This window comes from Vibrio sp. JC009, from assembly GCF_029016485.1.
In the GTDB taxonomy this organism is placed as follows: domain Bacteria; phylum Pseudomonadota; class Gammaproteobacteria; order Enterobacterales; family Vibrionaceae; genus Vibrio.
The window spans coordinates 705,430-721,293 of the sequence record NZ_CP092107.1 but is presented as its reverse complement, the minus strand read 5'-3'; the positions used below and the strand labels follow the sequence as shown (position 1 = coordinate 721,293).

Annotated in this window: 17 protein-coding genes; 12 read left to right on the top strand and 5 right to left on the bottom strand. The window is 46.6% G+C overall.

What is annotated here, in order from left to right:
• Positions 1–55 precede the first annotated feature (55 nt).
• The 6 genes from L3Q72_RS18145 (at position 56) to L3Q72_RS18120 (ending at position 5,610) form a co-directional block, all read left to right on the top strand.
• A complete protein-coding gene (locus L3Q72_RS18145; protein ID WP_275133569.1) occupies positions 56–1,066 on the top strand; it encodes a sugar ABC transporter permease in 1,011 nt (336 codons plus the stop codon).
• Positions 1,067–2,233 carry a carbohydrate ABC transporter permease gene (locus L3Q72_RS18140; RefSeq protein WP_275133568.1) on the top strand — a complete coding sequence of 389 codons (1,167 nt, stop codon included), beginning with the start codon at positions 1,067–1,069 and terminating at the stop codon, positions 2,231–2,233.
• Positions 2,234–2,256: 23 nt separating this feature from the next.
• Complete coding sequence (gene ugpC, locus L3Q72_RS18135; RefSeq protein ID WP_275133567.1) at positions 2,257–3,348, top strand: sn-glycerol-3-phosphate ABC transporter ATP-binding protein UgpC; 1,092 nt, start codon at positions 2,257–2,259, stop codon at positions 3,346–3,348.
• Positions 3,349–3,572: 224 nt separating this feature from the next.
• On the top strand, positions 3,573–4,076 hold the full coding sequence (locus L3Q72_RS18130; protein ID WP_275133566.1) for a DUF2850 domain-containing protein: 504 nt from the start codon (positions 3,573–3,575) through the stop codon (positions 4,074–4,076).
• Between the two features lie 275 nt (positions 4,077–4,351).
• A complete protein-coding gene (locus L3Q72_RS18125) occupies positions 4,352–4,927 on the top strand; it encodes a methyltransferase (protein ID WP_275133565.1) in 576 nt (191 codons plus the stop codon).
• A 38-nt stretch (positions 4,928–4,965) separates the two neighbouring features.
• Positions 4,966–5,610 carry a DsbA family oxidoreductase gene (locus tag L3Q72_RS18120; protein ID WP_275133564.1) on the top strand — a complete coding sequence of 215 codons (645 nt, stop codon included), beginning with the start codon at positions 4,966–4,968 and terminating at the stop codon, positions 5,608–5,610.
• A gap of 216 nt (positions 5,611–5,826) precedes the next feature.
• On the opposite strand, the gene L3Q72_RS18115 is transcribed toward L3Q72_RS18120, so the two are convergent.
• Complete coding sequence (locus L3Q72_RS18115; protein WP_275133563.1) at positions 5,827–6,396, bottom strand: YceI family protein; 570 nt, start codon at positions 6,394–6,396, stop codon at positions 5,827–5,829.
• Complete coding sequence (locus tag L3Q72_RS18110; protein ID WP_275133562.1) at positions 6,393–6,932, bottom strand: cytochrome b; 540 nt, start codon at positions 6,930–6,932, stop codon at positions 6,393–6,395. The genes L3Q72_RS18115 and L3Q72_RS18110 overlap by 4 nt, the downstream gene beginning before the upstream one ends.
• A gap of 26 nt (positions 6,933–6,958) precedes the next feature.
• On the opposite strand from L3Q72_RS18110, the gene L3Q72_RS18105 reads away from it, so the two are divergent.
• Complete coding sequence (locus L3Q72_RS18105) at positions 6,959–7,243, top strand: hypothetical protein (protein ID WP_275133561.1); 285 nt, start codon at positions 6,959–6,961, stop codon at positions 7,241–7,243.
• A complete protein-coding gene (locus L3Q72_RS18100; protein ID WP_275133560.1) occupies positions 7,218–7,823 on the top strand; it encodes a beta-phosphoglucomutase family hydrolase in 606 nt (201 codons plus the stop codon). Before L3Q72_RS18105 ends, L3Q72_RS18100 begins: the two co-directional genes overlap by 26 nt.
• 105 nt (positions 7,824–7,928) lie before the next feature.
• Here L3Q72_RS18100 and L3Q72_RS18095 read toward each other — a convergent pair whose 3' ends face one another.
• Positions 7,929–9,014, bottom strand: a complete 1,086-nt coding sequence (locus tag L3Q72_RS18095; RefSeq protein ID WP_275133559.1) for a glycerol dehydrogenase — start codon at positions 9,012–9,014, stop codon at positions 7,929–7,931.
• 282 nt (positions 9,015–9,296) lie between these two features.
• On the opposite strand from L3Q72_RS18095, the gene dhaK reads away from it, so the two are divergent.
• From dhaK to ptsP, 3 genes are read left to right on the top strand one after another with little or no spacing between them, the layout of a single operon-like run.
• Complete coding sequence (dhaK, locus tag L3Q72_RS18090) at positions 9,297–10,361, top strand: dihydroxyacetone kinase subunit DhaK (protein ID WP_275133558.1); 1,065 nt, start codon at positions 9,297–9,299, stop codon at positions 10,359–10,361.
• A gap of 1 nt (position 10,362) precedes the next feature.
• On the top strand, positions 10,363–11,001 hold the full coding sequence (gene dhaL / locus L3Q72_RS18085) for a dihydroxyacetone kinase subunit DhaL (RefSeq protein WP_275133557.1): 639 nt from the start codon (positions 10,363–10,365) through the stop codon (positions 10,999–11,001).
• 3 nt (positions 11,002–11,004) lie between these two features.
• Positions 11,005–13,401: a phosphoenolpyruvate--protein phosphotransferase gene (gene ptsP / locus L3Q72_RS18080; RefSeq protein ID WP_275133556.1), complete on the top strand. Its 2,397-nt coding sequence runs from the start codon at positions 11,005–11,007 to the stop codon at positions 13,399–13,401.
• Between the two features lie 277 nt (positions 13,402–13,678).
• On the opposite strand, the gene L3Q72_RS18075 is transcribed toward ptsP, so the two are convergent.
• Entirely contained in the window at positions 13,679–13,825 is a 147-nt protein-coding gene (locus L3Q72_RS18075; protein ID WP_275133555.1) for a hypothetical protein, read from the bottom strand.
• A gap of 272 nt (positions 13,826–14,097) precedes the next feature.
• On the opposite strand from L3Q72_RS18075, the gene L3Q72_RS18070 reads away from it, so the two are divergent.
• The gene (locus tag L3Q72_RS18070) at positions 14,098–15,189 is read left to right on the top strand and encodes a methyl-accepting chemotaxis protein (protein WP_275133554.1); all 1,092 of its coding nucleotides are present in this window, start codon (positions 14,098–14,100) and stop codon (positions 15,187–15,189) included.
• Here L3Q72_RS18070 and L3Q72_RS18065 read toward each other — a convergent pair.
• Positions 15,186–15,812 carry a triacylglycerol lipase gene (locus L3Q72_RS18065; protein ID WP_275133553.1) on the bottom strand — a complete coding sequence of 209 codons (627 nt, stop codon included), beginning with the start codon at positions 15,810–15,812 and terminating at the stop codon, positions 15,186–15,188. The genes L3Q72_RS18070 and L3Q72_RS18065 overlap by 4 nt on opposite strands.
• Positions 15,813–15,864: the final 52 nt, after the last annotated feature.

Here is a 15,864-nt window from a genome sequence, read left to right as displayed (position 1 = left end):
GCTGTTCTGGCTGGCCCTGATCTTATCTTAGTAAGTGTTTTTATGTGAGGCTAACATGGGACAATTGTACTCCTCCCTTTTTATTGTGTTCCTCGGTGTATTTGGATGCGTGCTCTATTTCTGGGGCAGTAACTGGGTACTCAAGCTTATTTTCCCTTCCCACGGTGTATCCAATGAGCAGATGGCGAAAAATATCAGCCGTGCTGCCGCTATCAGACCCTGGCTGTTTCTTGGCCCGGCTTTGAGTTTCCTGGGGCTTTATCTGGTTTATCCGGTATTTGATTCACTGGCACTGTCGCTGCATGACAAAAACAGCATTGAGTTTGTCGGTCTGGATAACTATATCTGGCTGTTTAATGACCGTGAGTTCAGAGAGTCACTGTTTAATAACCTGCTTTGGCTAATTGTTGTTCCTGCGTTATCAACATTTTTTGGCCTGGTGATTGCGGCAATTACCGATAAAGTAAGCTGGGGTAATATCGCCAAAAGTCTGGTATTTATGCCAATGGCTATCTCCTTCATCGGTGCATCCATTATCTGGAAGTTTGTTTATGACTACCGCACTGAAGGCACGGAGCAGATTGGTGTACTTAACGCCCTGGTGGAGTATTTTGGCGGCACTCCTGAAGCCTGGATCACAATCCCGTTCTGGAACAACTTTTTCCTTATGGTCATCCTTATCTGGATCCAGACCGGTTTTGCAATGGTTATTCTTTCTGCTGCCCTTCGTGGTATTCCTGAAGAGACAGTAGAAGCTGCGGTTCTGGATGGTGCTAACGGCATTCAGATTTTCTTCAAAATTCTTATTCCTCAAATCTGGGGAACCATCGCTGTTGTATGGACAACGATAACAATCACAGTGCTGAAGGTATTCGATATTGTACTGGCAATGACCAATGGTCAGTGGAATACCCAGGTTCTGGCAAATATGATGTTTGACTGGATGTTCCGCGGGGGCGGTGACTTCGGTCGTGGTGCTGCGATTGCAGTAATTATTATGGTGGCGGTAATTCCGGTAATGATCTGGAACATTCGTCAGGCTAACGAACAGATGGAGGGTCGCTAGATGTCGGACGCTAGCTTTAGCTTTAGTAAAATGCGCCGTTCTCCATTAACAATTCTGGTGCACCTGTCGGTTTTACTGGTTGTTATTTTATGGACTTTCCCGACCGCTGGTCTGCTTATCTCCTCATTCCGTGATAAGTCTCAGCTGGCCGTTTCGGGCTGGTGGACTGCACTGTCTTCTTCACAGCAGAATCTGATAACCCGGACCGAGCATCCGGATACTCAAATCAGCAAAGACGGTGTTTATGTTCTTCAGGGCAAGATCCTTGATAAAGAAGGTGAAGCGGTAAATGTCAGTCAGTTCGGCTGGTCTTCAAAAGCGCCAACGGCATTTGTGCCGGGTCAGACAGCTGAAATGCGAAAAGGTGGCACTCTGACGGTGCAGGAAGATGGCAGCTATGTGATGACTTCACCTGAGAAGTTTAAAGGTTCGCGTGGTAAACGTATCTTCTATACCGCTGAGGTGCCTCCAAGGTTTAGTCTGGACAACTATAAGGAAGTATTAACCGCTGAAGGTATCGGTCAGTCATTTATGAACTCGCTGACGGTGACCATTCCTGCAACCATCATTCCGATACTGATTGCAGCCTTTGCCGCCTATGCTTTGTCCTGGATGAGAATGCCCGGGCGCGGCATGCTGATTGCCCTTGTGGTTGGTTTGCTGGTTGTGCCTTTGCAGATGTCACTGATTCCGCTGCTGCGTCTGTATAACGATATCGGTGCTTTCTTCGGGACCGGGGCGAAAACTTATCTCGGTATATGGCTTGCGCATACTGGCTTTGGTCTGCCTCTGGCGATCTATCTGCTGCGTAACTATATTTCCAACCTGCCGAAGGAGATTATTGAATCTGCTCAGGTGGACGGTGCAACGCACTTTGAGATTTTTGTACGTATTGTACTGCCGCTGTCATTCCCGGCGCTGGCATCCTTCGCTATCTTCCAGTTCCTCTGGGTATGGAACGACCTTCTGGTAGCAACGGTATTCCTGGGTGTGGGTGAAAACGAGATGGTTCTGACAGCCCGTCTGCGTGAACTGCTTGGTTCCCGTGGCGGTAACTGGGAAATCCTGACTGCGTCAGCGTTTGTATCTATAGCCGTACCACTGGGCGTATTCTTTAGCCTGCAACGTTATCTGGTACGTGGTCTTCTGGCCGGTTCTGTTAAATAGTGGATTAACTGAGAGATTATTCAATGAAAGGTTTACAACTTAAAAACATCAAAAAAGCCTATGGTGAAACTAAGGTAATCCACGGTGTCGATCTGGATATCGATGTCGGCGAGTTTATCGTCTTTGTTGGTCCATCAGGTTGTGGTAAGTCGACTCTGCTTCGTATGATTGCAGGTCTTGAAGATATCACCAGCGGTGATCTGGAAATTGAAGGTGTACGTGTAAATGATATGCCTGCGGCAATGCGTGGTATTGCTATGGTATTCCAGACTTATGCGCTTTACCCGCATATGACGGTATACGACAACATGGCCTTTGCTATGCGTATCGCCAAAGAGTCGAAGGAAGAGATCGACAGAAGAGTACGTGAAGCGGCTGCTATGCTACAGCTTGAGCCTTACCTGGATCGTCTGCCTAAGGCGCTTTCCGGTGGTCAGCGTCAGCGTGTGGCTATCGGCCGTGCGATTGTTCGTAATCCTAAGGTATTCCTGTTCGATGAGCCTCTGTCTAACCTTGACGCTGCGCTTCGTGTTCAGACCCGTATCGAGATCGCGAACCTGAAAGAGAAGATGAGCGAAACCACCATGATCTACGTAACGCACGATCAGGTGGAAGCGATGACTCTGGCAGACCGGATTGTTGTTCTGTCTGGCGGTTACATTGAGCAGGTTGGCTCTCCTCTGGAGCTATATACCAACCCTCGCAACATCTTTGTAGCGCGCTTTATTGGTTCTCCTGCAATGAACATTCTGGCTTCAACTATCACTGAAACCGGTGAAACAGGTAAGGTGAAGTTTGAAAACGGGCATGAAGGTGAGTTCCCGTATCCGGTGCCGGATTCTCTGAAAGGTCAGCCTGGTCAGGTGGGTATCCGTCCGGAAGACTTTGAACTGGCTGAGCCGGAGGAGTCTTTCTTGTCCGGTGAGATTCAGTTTGTTGAATCACTGGGTGAGGTAACACTGCTTCATATTGATACGCCACATCATGAGGAAGCTATTGTGGCTAAGATTCCTGGCATCCATAAGTTGCATAAAGGTGAAACCGTCTATCTGAAAGCAGAAAAAGAGAAGTTGCATCTGTTTAACTCGGATGATATTTCCGTTAAGTACATGTAACTTCGCCTTAAATTGCTCCCTTAAAACTCCCTCCATTGTTGAGGGAGTTTTTTATTATCACTTGCTTACATTTCTTCCGCCTGACCATTGTCATCCTATCTGTTAAGCTTATTATACCGAACGTGAGATTATTTCCATTTTTAAGATAATCGTAACTATTCGCATGTATCTTTGCCTGCCGCGACGGTATGTTTCAGTTATGCGCAAAACTCTACGAGGATGAAATGGCTTCAGTAAATCCGGAACAGCAAAAAATCATCAGAAAACTTTTGGGCGCTTCCGAGGGCGGCCCAATCCCTTATGGCAGGCTGGTCTGGTACTTTCTGTTTCTTCTGATTTTGCTTTCTTTTATTCGCCTGTCCTATCAGGGGTATCAGGAACACATAGATAAAAGCCGGGTATACGGAAAGTGGACTGAGGTGAATGCGCCTTCCTATGCCACCGATGTGTTCTACCTGCAAGCTGATGGCGTTAAGTTTGAGAACCGCTACATTGCCCGCAGCTTTGATTTCGATGGAGCGATTGTTTCCTTCTATTTCGGTGATACTTTGTATGAATACAAGGTGTTCGGTGACAATGATGAGCGTCTGAAAAGAGTTGCTGGTGGCGCCTATGCCGCTTCCTTTATCAAAGAAGGGTACGAGCATACGATAAAAGATAAGGAGTCAGTAGGACGTGCCAGAAGGGTGTCTGTTGCTGAGCACTTTCAGGAGTTGAAGAACAAATAGCAGGCAGTTTATTCCCGTCTATATTGGTATGTTGAATCGATCCTGCCGATACCCATATCAACATACAATTGGTTTCCTACCGTAAAAGCTTATAGAAAAGCCGGTCAGATTCGTGGTTGAGCGTATAAGTCATAGTCAAATATGAAAAAAGTCGTGAGCTTGCTATAAAAAGTTTAAGAATAATTCGTGAAGCATTGCGTTATTTTGTTTAACATTAGTTATCAGATATAAATATGTTAAGTCTATTCAGAAATGGAAGTACAAACGGAGGCCTAATGGCACACGATTGGGACGCATGCGCTGCAGAGTGGGAACAAGAGCAGTCTGTAAACGAATATGCAGAGTTGGCTTTTCAGGAATTGAAAAAGATAGCCGAGCTTAAAGGTAAGCGTTTTTTTGATTTTGGTTGTGGAACAGGTCTGTTAAGCGAAAAAATCGCACCACTGGCGAAGGATATTGTTGCTCTGGATGCTTCAGAAGCAATGATTGAAGAACTAGATAAAAAGCTGCTTGAAAATGTTGAACCTGTGGTGGATCACTTGTCCCGTGGCCTGGTTGCACAGCACCCGGCGTTCAGAGGGCAGTTTGACTGCGTGGTGGCAAGCTCGGTTTGCGGATTCCTGGAAGATTTTGAAACTGCCGCTGAGATTATTTACACCCTTCTGGACAAGGGTGGCCTGTTTGTTCACTGGGACTGGCTGGCTCAAGATAACTCAGACGGGCTGTCTGAAGCGCGTGTTAAGAAGGTTCTTCTTGGTGCGGGGTTTGAAGAGGTTTCGGTTTCTGTTCCGTTTGAGGTGGAGACGGGGCAGGGTAAGTTTTCGGTTATTATGGGTGTGGCTGAGAAGTAGCTTTTTGGGCGGCAGGCGGCTGAGCTAAGGATAGGTGAATGAAAACGGTAAGAATTGATTTGATCTCGGATGTGGTTTGTCCCTGGTGCATCATTGGCTATAAGCGGCTTGAGAAAGCGATGGAAATGGTGGCTGATCAGCTTAGCGTTGAAGTTTACTGGCACCATTTTGAACTGAACCCTGATATGGGGCCGGAAGGGCAGAATCTCAGGGAGCATGTTCAGCAAAAGTATGGCTCTACTGCAGAACAGAGTGCTTCTGCGCGCCAGACGTTGACTGAACTGGGTAAAGAGCTTGGATTTGAATTCAACTTTACTGACGAGTCGCGTATCTACAATACCCGAAAAGCGCATCAGATCCTTCTCTGGTCGGAAGAGTCGGGTAACAAACATGCGCTTGAAATGAAGCTGTTTGAAGCCCATTTCAGTCAGGGTAAGGATATTTCTGATAGCCAGGTTCTGGCAGAAATCGCGCTTTCAGTTGGGCTGGACGGAGACAGTGCGCTTGAAGTTATCAATTCTCCGCAGTGGTCAGAAAAGGTATTTGAAGCGGAAATGTCCTGGATCTCGGTTGGTGTTCAGGCTGTGCCTTCATTTGTTGTAAATGAAAGACATCTGATATCCGGCGCACAGGAGCCACAAGTCCTGGCTGATGCGTTGCTGGATATTGCTTCGGAAGAATAACATTCTCAGGCCTCTCGTTCCCATGCTCCCGCGTGGGAATGCATACCGAGGTTTAAATTTCCATATAAACAATAAGTTATCGATAGGTGGCATCAAGCTTATTCATGCTTTTCCAGGTGGGAGAGTGAGTACTACAATGTGCTGTGTGAGGTGGCTTTGAGTCAGATATGCATTCCCACGCTCCCGCTTGGGAACGAGAAATGCCCTAAAATATAGCTACTTACGAACCCCTTCCACATGCAACTCCATATCCACATAACTTGATGCGCCCATCACCGCAATACCAAAGTCTGCCAGTTCCAGTCTTGTTGTGCCGGTAAAGCCTGCACGGTATCCGCCCCATGGGTCTTTACCTTCACCGATAAAGCTTGCCTCAATGGTGATGGGCTTTGTTTTACCGTGAAGCGTCAGATCGCCGTCTATAGCCAGTTTGCCCATGCCTTTGTCGGTCACTTTAGTACTGACAAAGCTGGCTTCAGGATATTTGCTGGTGTAGATAAAGTCTGCGCTGCGGATATGCTTATCACGCTCGGCATGGTTACTGTCCAGACTCGATGTATCGACGGTGACATTGACCTTAGATGCAGTAACATTGTCTGCATCGTAAGAAAAATCACCACTGAACTTGTTAAAGCGTCCCTTGATAAAACTGTAGCCCAGGTGACTGATCTTAAAGTTAATGGATGCGTGCGCACCTGAAGTGTCTATTCTGTAATCTGCAGCGACTGCACCAAATGGCATTGCAATTGATAAAACCAGTCCGGTGGTCAATAAAACGTTTTTCATTTTGAAGCTCCTACCATTTTTCGTAGCGTGTCGTCTTTATCAATAAAGTGATGTTTAAGTGCTGCCAGAGCGTGAACAGAGGCAAGGCCTATCAGCGCAAGGGCAACGTAGTAATGAACCTGTCCGGCAATATCGGACTGATTGGAAAACAGCTCTCCGGCACCGGGAATGCTAAACCAGCCGAACACTTCTATACCGCGTCCGTCTGATGTGGAAATCAGATATCCTGAAGCAAAAAGAGTAAACAGAAGTAAGTACATAAGCAGATGGGCGGCTTTAGCAGCGACAACTTCATAGGGTTTTCCCTCTGTCTTTGGCGACGCTGAAATCAGCTTCCAGATAACCCGGAACAGAGTTAATCCAGCCAGCAGTATTCCCACAGACTTATGCCAGTAGGGGGCGGTTTTGTACCACTCACTGTAATAAGTCAGCTCCATCATCCAGAGCCCTAACGCGAACATAGCAATGACCACAAAAGCGGTAAGCCAGTGAATTGTTCTGGCGACCAGATTGTAGTTTTTAACTTCTTTTTTCATTTTCCTGCTCTTGGTTACTTCCTGAATTGTTGAATGCGAACTGTTCTCATAGAGATTATTATAGGAAAGAAGTTGGGGTAAGGCCGATAATTTTGAGTTTATTGTTAATAAAATTTGAATGGGTTACAGGTTACAGGTTACAGGTTACAGGTTACAGGTTGCAGGTTTGGGGGGAATGGGTTTTTAATTTGGGTGAGGGGGATTATGATGGGTTATGGGGTTATGGGGTTATGGGGTTATGGGGTTATGGGGTTATGGTGGCGGTAGTTGGAGGAGTTGTAGAAGATGGATATGGATTTAGAAGCTTATAATTGTTTGATTTTTGATATGGATGGTACTTTGATTGATACCATGCCTGCTAATTTGTCTGCGTGGGAGAAGACGGCCGGTGAATATGGTTTTCCCTTTGATGCGCAGTGGACTTATCAGCTTAGTGGGCAGCCTAGTGTCAAGATGGCGGCTCAGATGATAGAGCGTTATAAGTTGGATCTTGATCCTGCTGATATTGCCAAAACCAAGATGGGGCACTATCTGGGGCTGGATAGTCATGGCGATATGATTGAGTGTACTTACCAACTTTTGCTGAAATATAAAGGTGAAAAGAAGACCGCGATCGGTACGGGAAGTCAGCGAAAGAGCGCCATGCTGCTTCTGGAGAGCAAAGGGGTTGCTTCTATGTTTGATGCGATCATTACTTCTACCGATGTGGAAAACTATAAACCGGCTCCGGATACGTTCCTGCTGGGCGCCGAGAGAACCGGTGTTCCGCCATGTGAGTGTCTGGTGTTTGAGGACACAGAGTTAGGTAAGCAGGCCGCGCATGCCGCGGGGATGGATTGTGTGATGGTGGAAAATAATGCTCTGAGTTTTTATCCCTGCCCTTCCAACTAGGATGATTTTTTCTCGTTCCCACGCAGAAGCGTGGGAACGAGTGACAAAAAAAGCCGCCATCTATGATGGCGGCAAACAAAGGGATACGACAGATATTGTCCGGGATTACATAGAACCCAGTTCGTGAGCTGTTAGCATTGCTGCCAGAACAAGCGCAGGAGTTACTTCGAATGGCATGTTGTGAATGGTTTCACCTTCTGCACATGAAGCTTCAGCAACTTCCATCATTTTTTCACGGTTTACTTCTTTAACGCCCATGTCATGCAGGTTAGTTGGCAGGCCAACAGACTTACAGAATGCGATAACTTCCTGGATTTCTTCCATTGGAGCGTTTTCAAGAATAAGCTGAGAAAGCGTACCGAATGCTACTTTCTCACCGTGGTACAGGTGGTGACACTCTTCAAGCTTAGTCAGACCGTTGTGGATTGCGTGCGCAGCAGCCAGACCTGAAGATTCGAAACCGATACCAGACAGGTAAGTGTTTGCTTCGATGATGTTTTCAACTGCTGCGTTAGACAGGTTCTGATCACAAGCGATTTTCGCTTTCAGGCCATCTTCAATCAGAGTTTCATAACATAGCTTAGCAAGAGCCTGAGCTGAACGAGTCGGAGCACCGCCAGCCATAGTTGCTTTGCCAGAGATACCGTTAGCACGTGCTTCGAAGTAAGTTGACAGTGCGTCACCCATACCAGCAACAAGCAGACGAGTTGGCGCGCCAGCGATGATCTGAGTATCCATGATTACCATGTTAGGGTTGTTCGGGATCATCAGGTATTCGCTGAACTCACCTTCTGGCGTGTAAATAACTGCCAGAGCGGAAGTTGGTGCGTCAGTTGAAGCGATAGTCGGAACAACTACTACCGGAACCTGGTTATAGAAAGCCGCTGCTTTCGCTGTATCCAGTGTCTTACCACCACCAATACCGATAACTACTTCAGCGCCTTCTTGCTTAGCGATCTCCATGATGCGGTCAATCTCAGGGCGGCTACATTCACCAACGAATTCTACCATTGTCACTTCAACGCCAGCTTCTTTAAAGCTTGCCTGTACAGTCTCGCCAACCAGGCCTGTTACAAAACCATCTGCGATAGCAAGAACCTTAGTACCCAGTGGCTTCACATATTCGCCAATGCTCTGTAAAACGTTTGCACCTTGAATGTACTTGCTTGGCGAAATGATAATCTTGTCCATTTTTAGACCTCTTTATGTAATTTTGTAGGGTTTGCGGAGTGTATGTAACCAAGAATTTTGACAGACTACAGTGATCGATCCCTCATTTTGTGAATTGTTGTATCTTTGTGTTTGTTTTTAGTTGATCGACCTCACGTTAAACGTTTACACAAATTGCAATTTTTGGTGGAAACGTTTACAGTTTTGGAAAACTTACAAAATGTGACATGATCTGATTTTTATCCTCGCGGATTGAATTATTATTGAGTCCTATGTTTATCCAACAACAGTGAAGTGAAAGCGATGAAAAAATTAATTAATGAAGTAGAAAACGTAGTAACTGAGCAGGTAGAAGGCCTTGTATTAGCTAACCCACAACTAAAGCTGGTTACTGACCCTTACTTTATTTACCACGAAGAGAGCAAAGGCAAAGTTGCACTGGTATCTGGTGGTGGTTCAGGTCACGAGCCTCTACACGCTGGCTTTATTGGTAAAGGTATGCTGACTGCAGCATGTCCGGGTGCAGTATTCACTTCTCCGACTCCAGACCAGATGATGGAATGTGGTAAAGCTATCGCGAATGACGAAGGCGTTCTTTACTTCATCAAAAACTACACAGGTGACGTACTAAACTTCGAAATGGCAGTTGAAATGCTGCATATGGAAGACATCAAAGTTGGTTCAATCGTAATCGATGATGACGTTGCTGTTAAAGATTCTCTGTACACAGCTGGCCGTCGTGGTGTTGCTGCAACAGTTCTTATTGAAAAAATCGTAGGCGCAGCAGCAGAAGCGGGTAAAGACATCTCTTACTGTGAAGAGCTGGCTACTCGCCTGAATAACCGCGCTCGTTCATTCGGTATCGCACTTTCTGCATGTACTGTTCCTGCAAACGGCAAGCCTTCTTTTGAACTGGCTGAAAACGAAATCGAATTTGGTGTTGGTATCCACGGTGAGCCGGGTATCGAACGTCGCGAATACAAAGATGTTGATTCTGTTACAGCTCAGATGATGGAAGAGATCCTTGGTTCTGAAGCTTACACTCGTGTTCTGAAAACATGGAACCGCGAAACTGGTGAGTGGATCGAAACTGAGCAAACTACAGAAGAATTTAACAAGGGTGATGAGTTCATCGTACTTGTAAACGGTCTGGGCGGTACGCCTGAATCAGAACTGTTCGGTGCATACCGTAAAGTTCACACAGAGCTAGAAGCTGCAGGCTTTAAAGTAGCTCGTTCACTGGTAGGTAACTACTGTACTTCTCTTGATATGGCAGGTTTCTCTATCACGCTGATGAAAGCGGATGCAGAAACTCTTGAACTATGGGATGCGCCAGTTTGCGCACCATCACTACGTTGGGGTTGTTAAGATGTCAGAAATTAATAAAGCACAAGTATTAGCATGGCTGAACAAATGCGGTGAAGTTTACTCAGAAAACCGCGACATGCTAACTGAGCTGGATGCCGCTATCGGTGATGCGGACCACGGCCTGAATATGGATCGCGGTTTTGGCGATGTAGTCACTAAGCTGCCGGCTGTAGAAGATAAAGACATTGGTACTATCTTCAAAACAACAGGTATGTCTCTGCTTTCAAAAGTAGGTGGTGCATCTGGACCTCTGTACGGTACTTTCTTTATCCGTGCTGCAACAAAAGCCATGAAGAAAGAAGCTCTGGAAGTGGCTGATATCGTTGATATGTTCCAGGCGGGCGTTGACGGTGTGGTTGCTCGCGGTAAAGCGGAACCAGGCGACAAGACCATGTGTGATGTGTGGTGGGATGTGATTGCCGAAGCAAAAGCTTCTGCTGAGAAAGGCGATGATGTGAAAGCAACACTGGCAGCAATGGCAACAGCTGCGGCAGCGGCAGCGGAAAAAACTATCCCGATGCAGGCTAAGAAAGGCCGTGCAAGTTACCTGGGCGAGCGTAGTATCGGTCACCAGGATCCGGGTGCTACATCAACTAAGTTGATGATCGAAACACTTAGCTCCGTAGTAAATGAGGCATAAATCATGGTAGGTATCGTTGTTGTTTCACACAGCGAATTGCTGGCCAACGGTGTCGTTGAGCTGGCAAACCAGATGACTCAGGGCCGCTGCAAGATTGCAGCGGCTGGCGGAGTCGACGATCCGGAAAATCCGATCGGTACAGATACAATTCGCATTATGATGGCCATCGAAGAAGTCTATGACGAAAGCGGTGTTGTGGTCATGATGGATATGGGTTCGGCGCTTTTAAGTACAGAAACTGCACTTGAGCTAATCGACCCGGATATGGTTGAAAACATTTCTCTGTGTTCCGCGCCTATTGTTGAAGGCACTATGGCTGCATCGGTTGCAGCTTCGGCTGATCTGCCACTTTCAGCAGTACTGGAAGAAGCAGCAGGCTGTCTTGCCGCTAAGCGTGAACATTTGGGTGAGGAAGAAGAAGCTCCGGCTGCGCAGGCAAGTGTTGAAATTGCCGCTGACGCGCTTGAGTACACTCACCTTATCCTTAACCCACACGGCCTGCACGCACGTCCTGCGGCGGCAGTTGTTGGTGTTACGGCTAAATTTGAATCTGATATCCTGCTTGAGAAAGAAGGGACTCAGGTTAACGCTAAGAGCCTGAACTCTATCGCAAAACTTGGTGTTAAGCTGGATGATAAAGTCCGCTTCCTGGTAGCGGGTTCAGACGCAGCGAAAGCACTTGAAGCGATTAAAGAGCTGGCAGCAGAGAACTTCGGTGAATCTGTTGATGCAGTAGAAGCTCCGGTTGAAGAGCCTGTAGTAGAAGTTGCTAAGGTTGAAGGCGCAATCGCTGGTATTCCTGTTTGTGACGGTATTGCAGTGGGCCAGGTAGTGAGCCTGGACAGTGTTATGCCGGAAGTGCCTTCTCGCGAATTCACTTCTGCTGATGAAGAGCTGGCAACCTTTGCCCGCGCTATCGATAAAGTATGCGCTGAGATGAAAGCTCAGGAAGCAGACGCTGAAAAGAGCATGGGCAAAGAACATGCAGGTATCTTCGGTGCACATCTTCTGATGATCTCTGACCCTGAAACTCAGGCGAAGGTTCAGGAAGAAATTAAAGGCGGTAAGATTGCTGAAGCGGCACTGATGAGCGTGATGACTCAGCTTGCCCAGGAATATGCAGCCTCTGAAAGTGAATACATGCGTGAGCGTGAAGCGGACGTTTGGGATGTCACTAAGCAGACAATGTACTCTTTCGACGGCGCAGAAGCAGCGACTATCGAACTGGAAGAGAACAGTGTTATTGTTGCGAAAGACCTTTCTCCGACTCAGACAGCTCAGCTTGATCCTGCGAAGGTAGCTGGTATCTGTCTTGAAGCTGGCGGTAAAACTTCTCACAGTGCGATTATTGCCCGTGCAATGGGTATCCCATGCATCGTTAAGGCTGAAAATGTACTGACTCTGACTGAAAACGGTCAGGAAGTGATTCTTGACGGTAAGCGTGGTCACCTGTGGCTGGCGGCTGATGAAAGCACTAAGTCTGAGCTGATTGCAGAGCGTGATGCCTGGATTGCAGAAGTTGCCGAGAAGAAAGAGCAGGCGGCGAAACCGGCTGTGACAACAGATGGCCTGAAGGTTGATGTACACGCGAACATCGGTGGTCTTCAGGACGTGAAAGCGGCGCTGGAAAATGGTGCAGAGGGTGTTGGTCTACTGCGTACTGAGTTTGTATTCCAGTCAAGCGCGACACTTCCTACTGAAGAAGAGCAGTACGAAATCTACCGCGATATCGCTGTTGCTCTTGAGAACCGTCCTCTGACTATCCGTAGTCTGGATGTGGGTGGTGATAAGCCGCTGCCTGCATACCCGATGGCGGAAGAAGAGAACCCGTTCCTTGGTCTTCGTGGTGTTCGTCTGTGTCTGAAAGACAACGAACTGTTTAAGCCTCAGCTTAAAGCGGTTCTGCGCGCAGCAAAAGAGAACCCGAATGTACAGTTGATGGTTCCGATGATCTCTGAAGTTTCTGAACTGGTTGCAGTAAAAGAGCTTATCGCAGAGTGTCGTGAAGAGCTTAACCTGCCAGTGAATGAATGCCCGATGAAAGTCGGTATCATGATCGAGGTTCCGGCTGCAGTACTGAATGCTGATGATCTGGCAAAAGAAGCAGACTTCTTCAGTATCGGTACTAATGACCTGACTCAGTACGTAATGGCGTCTGACCGTGGTAACACTGCAGTTGCAGACCTTGTAGACTACAAGAAGTCAGCCGTTATCGAAGCAATTCGTATGACCTGCGAAGCAGCGCAGAAGAACGACATTCCGGTTAGCATGTGTGGCGAAATGGCCGGCGATACAGAAATGTCAGAGCTGTTGGTTAAGCTGGGCGTGCATAAGCTAAGTGCAAGCTCGTCACTGATCCCGGGCGTTAAGGCTCAGGTACGTGAGATTAGCTACAAGTAGGTTATGGGTTGAAGGTAGCAGGTGACAGGTTTTAGGTCGCTTGCTTCTCTGACAGCTGATAGCTGACGGCTGAAAGCTAAAAAACACCGTGTTTTCCTTTATTGGAAAATGCGGTTTTTTTATGTCTAAGAAAAATAATAATGAAGTAAGAGAAGGATTGTATGGAGAGTTTAGAAGAAAAATAACAGCAGCTTCTTCCTTTGTACCCTGGTCGGGTATGCTGCCATAATTTTTTCTTTTGTTCTTTTAAATCAATTTGCGGGGTTTCGCTGTGCTATTAAGCAACCCAAGACAGGCTAGCAAGCAGGATAACTGTTGCAGTTACAGCAAACATAGTCGCCACAGCAGCAAGCTCAGTAAGAGTTTCACGCAGGTTTGATTTAGTTTCGTTAGTTTCGATTTGAGAAAGAATAGTTGAGCTCATAATTAAGTCCTCGTTGTTGTTTAGAATCAGTTCTTGGTCACAATTATGGTGGTTTATGTGATGTGCGTCAACCTTTGTTTGGTAATTTTCTTACAAAAATGTACTAAAAAAACCATTTTAGTTTAGTTTCAAGTAAATGGGGCTAAAGAAACAATGAGTTAGGGGGATATGAACTTAATTTCAATTCTAACTTACAAATTTATCATGAGTGTGTATTATAATTTCTAATGGGAAGTATTATTTATTCTAATAACATGAGATTTGGTAACACAATGTTTATATCTAAGAAACTCCGCGATGAGAATGAGCTTCTGAAAAGGGAACTTGCCGAACTCAAATCACAGTACGAATCTGAAGTAAGTCAGCTAAGTGAACAATTGGGACAAAAAAGTGATCAGGCCGATCAGGCGCAGACGCAGTGCGATCTTGGCACTGAGCTGATGTTGAGCAGCCTGAAAGGTGGCGTTATGCTGGAGGCTATCCGCTCCGGTATGGCTGTCAGCGCACAGTCTCTGGCGGATGAGAATGAGGAGCTGAAGAAGCTTGATGAGATGTTTGGTCAGACTCATCAGGCGCTGGCTAACCTTGAAACCCGTGCCGATAAAATTAGCTCGCAGGCAACAGACAGTATGGAAGCGGTAACTACGCTTGATAATACGGCAAACTCTATCAGCCAGCTTGTTTCTGCTATTCAGGAAATCTCGGATCAGACCAATTTGCTGGCACTGAACGCAGCGATTGAAGCGGCGCGTGCCGGTGAGGCAGGCCGTGGTTTTGCGGTTGTTGCTGATGAGGTACGTAATCTTGCCAGCAAAGCGCACGATGCCAGTACCCAGATCGATACTCTGGTGAATCAGGTGCTTGGCCAGGTCAGCTCCATTAAAACGGCAATTGAAGATAACCATTCCAGTGCGGAAGAAGTGTCCGCTTCTTCGGCTCAGATAGGCACAATCGTTAACGAAGTGATTGTTAAGTCTGAGCATATGCAGGAAGTGATTCGTGTGGCTTCTACCAGAGCATTTCTTGATACTGTGAAGCTCGACCATGCTGTTTGGAAAAATAGAGTTTACAAGCACCTGGAACAGAAGGCATTCAGCGAGAAAGTTAACAGCCATGCCGAGTGTCGTTTAGGTCAATGGTACTATCATGGTGACGGGAAAGCATTCAGTCATCTTCGAAGTTACATGGCTCTAGAAGCTCCGCATAAAGGCGTTCATGAGGGTGGGCGCAATGCTATGGCATCTGGCTTACACGGTGACTTTAATTCTCTGATTTCTTCTGTAAATTCTATGGAAAAATCCAGTGAAGAAGTTGTGCATCGCCTGGAAAGTCTGATGGATGAGATTATTGCGGATAAACACTAAATCTGCGCGCTGTTAGAGATAAAATGATCGTTCTTAATAAAATGATCAATCTGCCTGATGGCCTGAGTACTGAGAATAATACCGGTGTGGCTGGTTGTGGTTTCAACATGATCAGCCATGCCTTTTATTTTTGTTTCTTCAACCGTTACAGTGCCGTCCGTAGCCTGGTCATCCCTTAACAGCAGTGAACGTATCCCAATGGGAACAGTGCCGGTAATGCTGCCCAGAAGCTGAGGAAACTCCCACTGGTCCTCATGCAGCACCAGACCGTGGTCTACAGAGTTGCCGAGGAAGACACCTAAACCCATTATCTGAACTTTTTCTGCAATAGATGCACCTTTGATAGGAGAGGCTAGGGTAATCACATGGGAGATTTTTTTAGACGAAGGAGCTCTGGAAGCAAGGTAGCGTTTAATCATCAGTCCGCCCAGACTGTGGCCCAGAAGGATATTGCCTTCTTCTTCCAGGGCTGCGTCAATATCGTTAAATAGCTTCTTTTCATCAATGGAGAGCGTGTTATAGCTGATTATCCTGGTTTTATAACCAAGCTCCTGCAGCCTCTGGCTTAAAGGCAGCATAACCAGACCGTGCATATACAGGCCATGAAGAATCACTATCGTCACTGGTCATACTCCTTTCAGGCTAAAAACAGAATTGCTACTAGCCTATATTGAG

Coding starts and splice junctions, on each gene's coding strand:
- L3Q72_RS18110 (WP_275133562.1), bottom strand. CDS start 6,932: ATGAAAAAAGAAGTTAAAAACTACAATCTGGTCGCCAGAACAATTCAC.
- L3Q72_RS18115 (WP_275133563.1), bottom strand. CDS start 6,396: ATGAAAAACGTTTTATTGACCACCGGACTGGTTTTATCAATTGCAATG.
- L3Q72_RS18130 (WP_275133566.1), top strand. CDS start 3,573: ATGGCTTCAGTAAATCCGGAACAGCAAAAAATCATCAGAAAACTTTTG.
- L3Q72_RS18095 (WP_275133559.1), bottom strand. CDS start 9,014: ATGGACAAGATTATCATTTCGCCAAGCAAGTACATTCAAGGTGCAAAC.
- L3Q72_RS18100 (WP_275133560.1), top strand. CDS start 7,218: ATGGATATGGATTTAGAAGCTTATAATTGTTTGATTTTTGATATGGAT.
- L3Q72_RS18125 (WP_275133565.1), top strand. CDS start 4,352: ATGGCACACGATTGGGACGCATGCGCTGCAGAGTGGGAACAAGAGCAG.
- dhaL (WP_275133557.1), top strand. CDS start 10,363: ATGTCAGAAATTAATAAAGCACAAGTATTAGCATGGCTGAACAAATGC.
- L3Q72_RS18145 (WP_275133569.1), top strand. CDS start 56: ATGGGACAATTGTACTCCTCCCTTTTTATTGTGTTCCTCGGTGTATTT.
- ptsP (WP_275133556.1), top strand. CDS start 11,005: ATGGTAGGTATCGTTGTTGTTTCACACAGCGAATTGCTGGCCAACGGT.
- dhaK (WP_275133558.1), top strand. CDS start 9,297: ATGAAAAAATTAATTAATGAAGTAGAAAACGTAGTAACTGAGCAGGTA.
- L3Q72_RS18140 (WP_275133568.1), top strand. CDS start 1,067: ATGTCGGACGCTAGCTTTAGCTTTAGTAAAATGCGCCGTTCTCCATTA.
- L3Q72_RS18070 (WP_275133554.1), top strand. CDS start 14,098: ATGTTTATATCTAAGAAACTCCGCGATGAGAATGAGCTTCTGAAAAGG.
- L3Q72_RS18075 (WP_275133555.1), bottom strand. CDS start 13,825: ATGAGCTCAACTATTCTTTCTCAAATCGAAACTAACGAAACTAAATCA.
- L3Q72_RS18120 (WP_275133564.1), top strand. CDS start 4,966: ATGAAAACGGTAAGAATTGATTTGATCTCGGATGTGGTTTGTCCCTGG.
- ugpC (WP_275133567.1), top strand. CDS start 2,257: ATGAAAGGTTTACAACTTAAAAACATCAAAAAAGCCTATGGTGAAACT.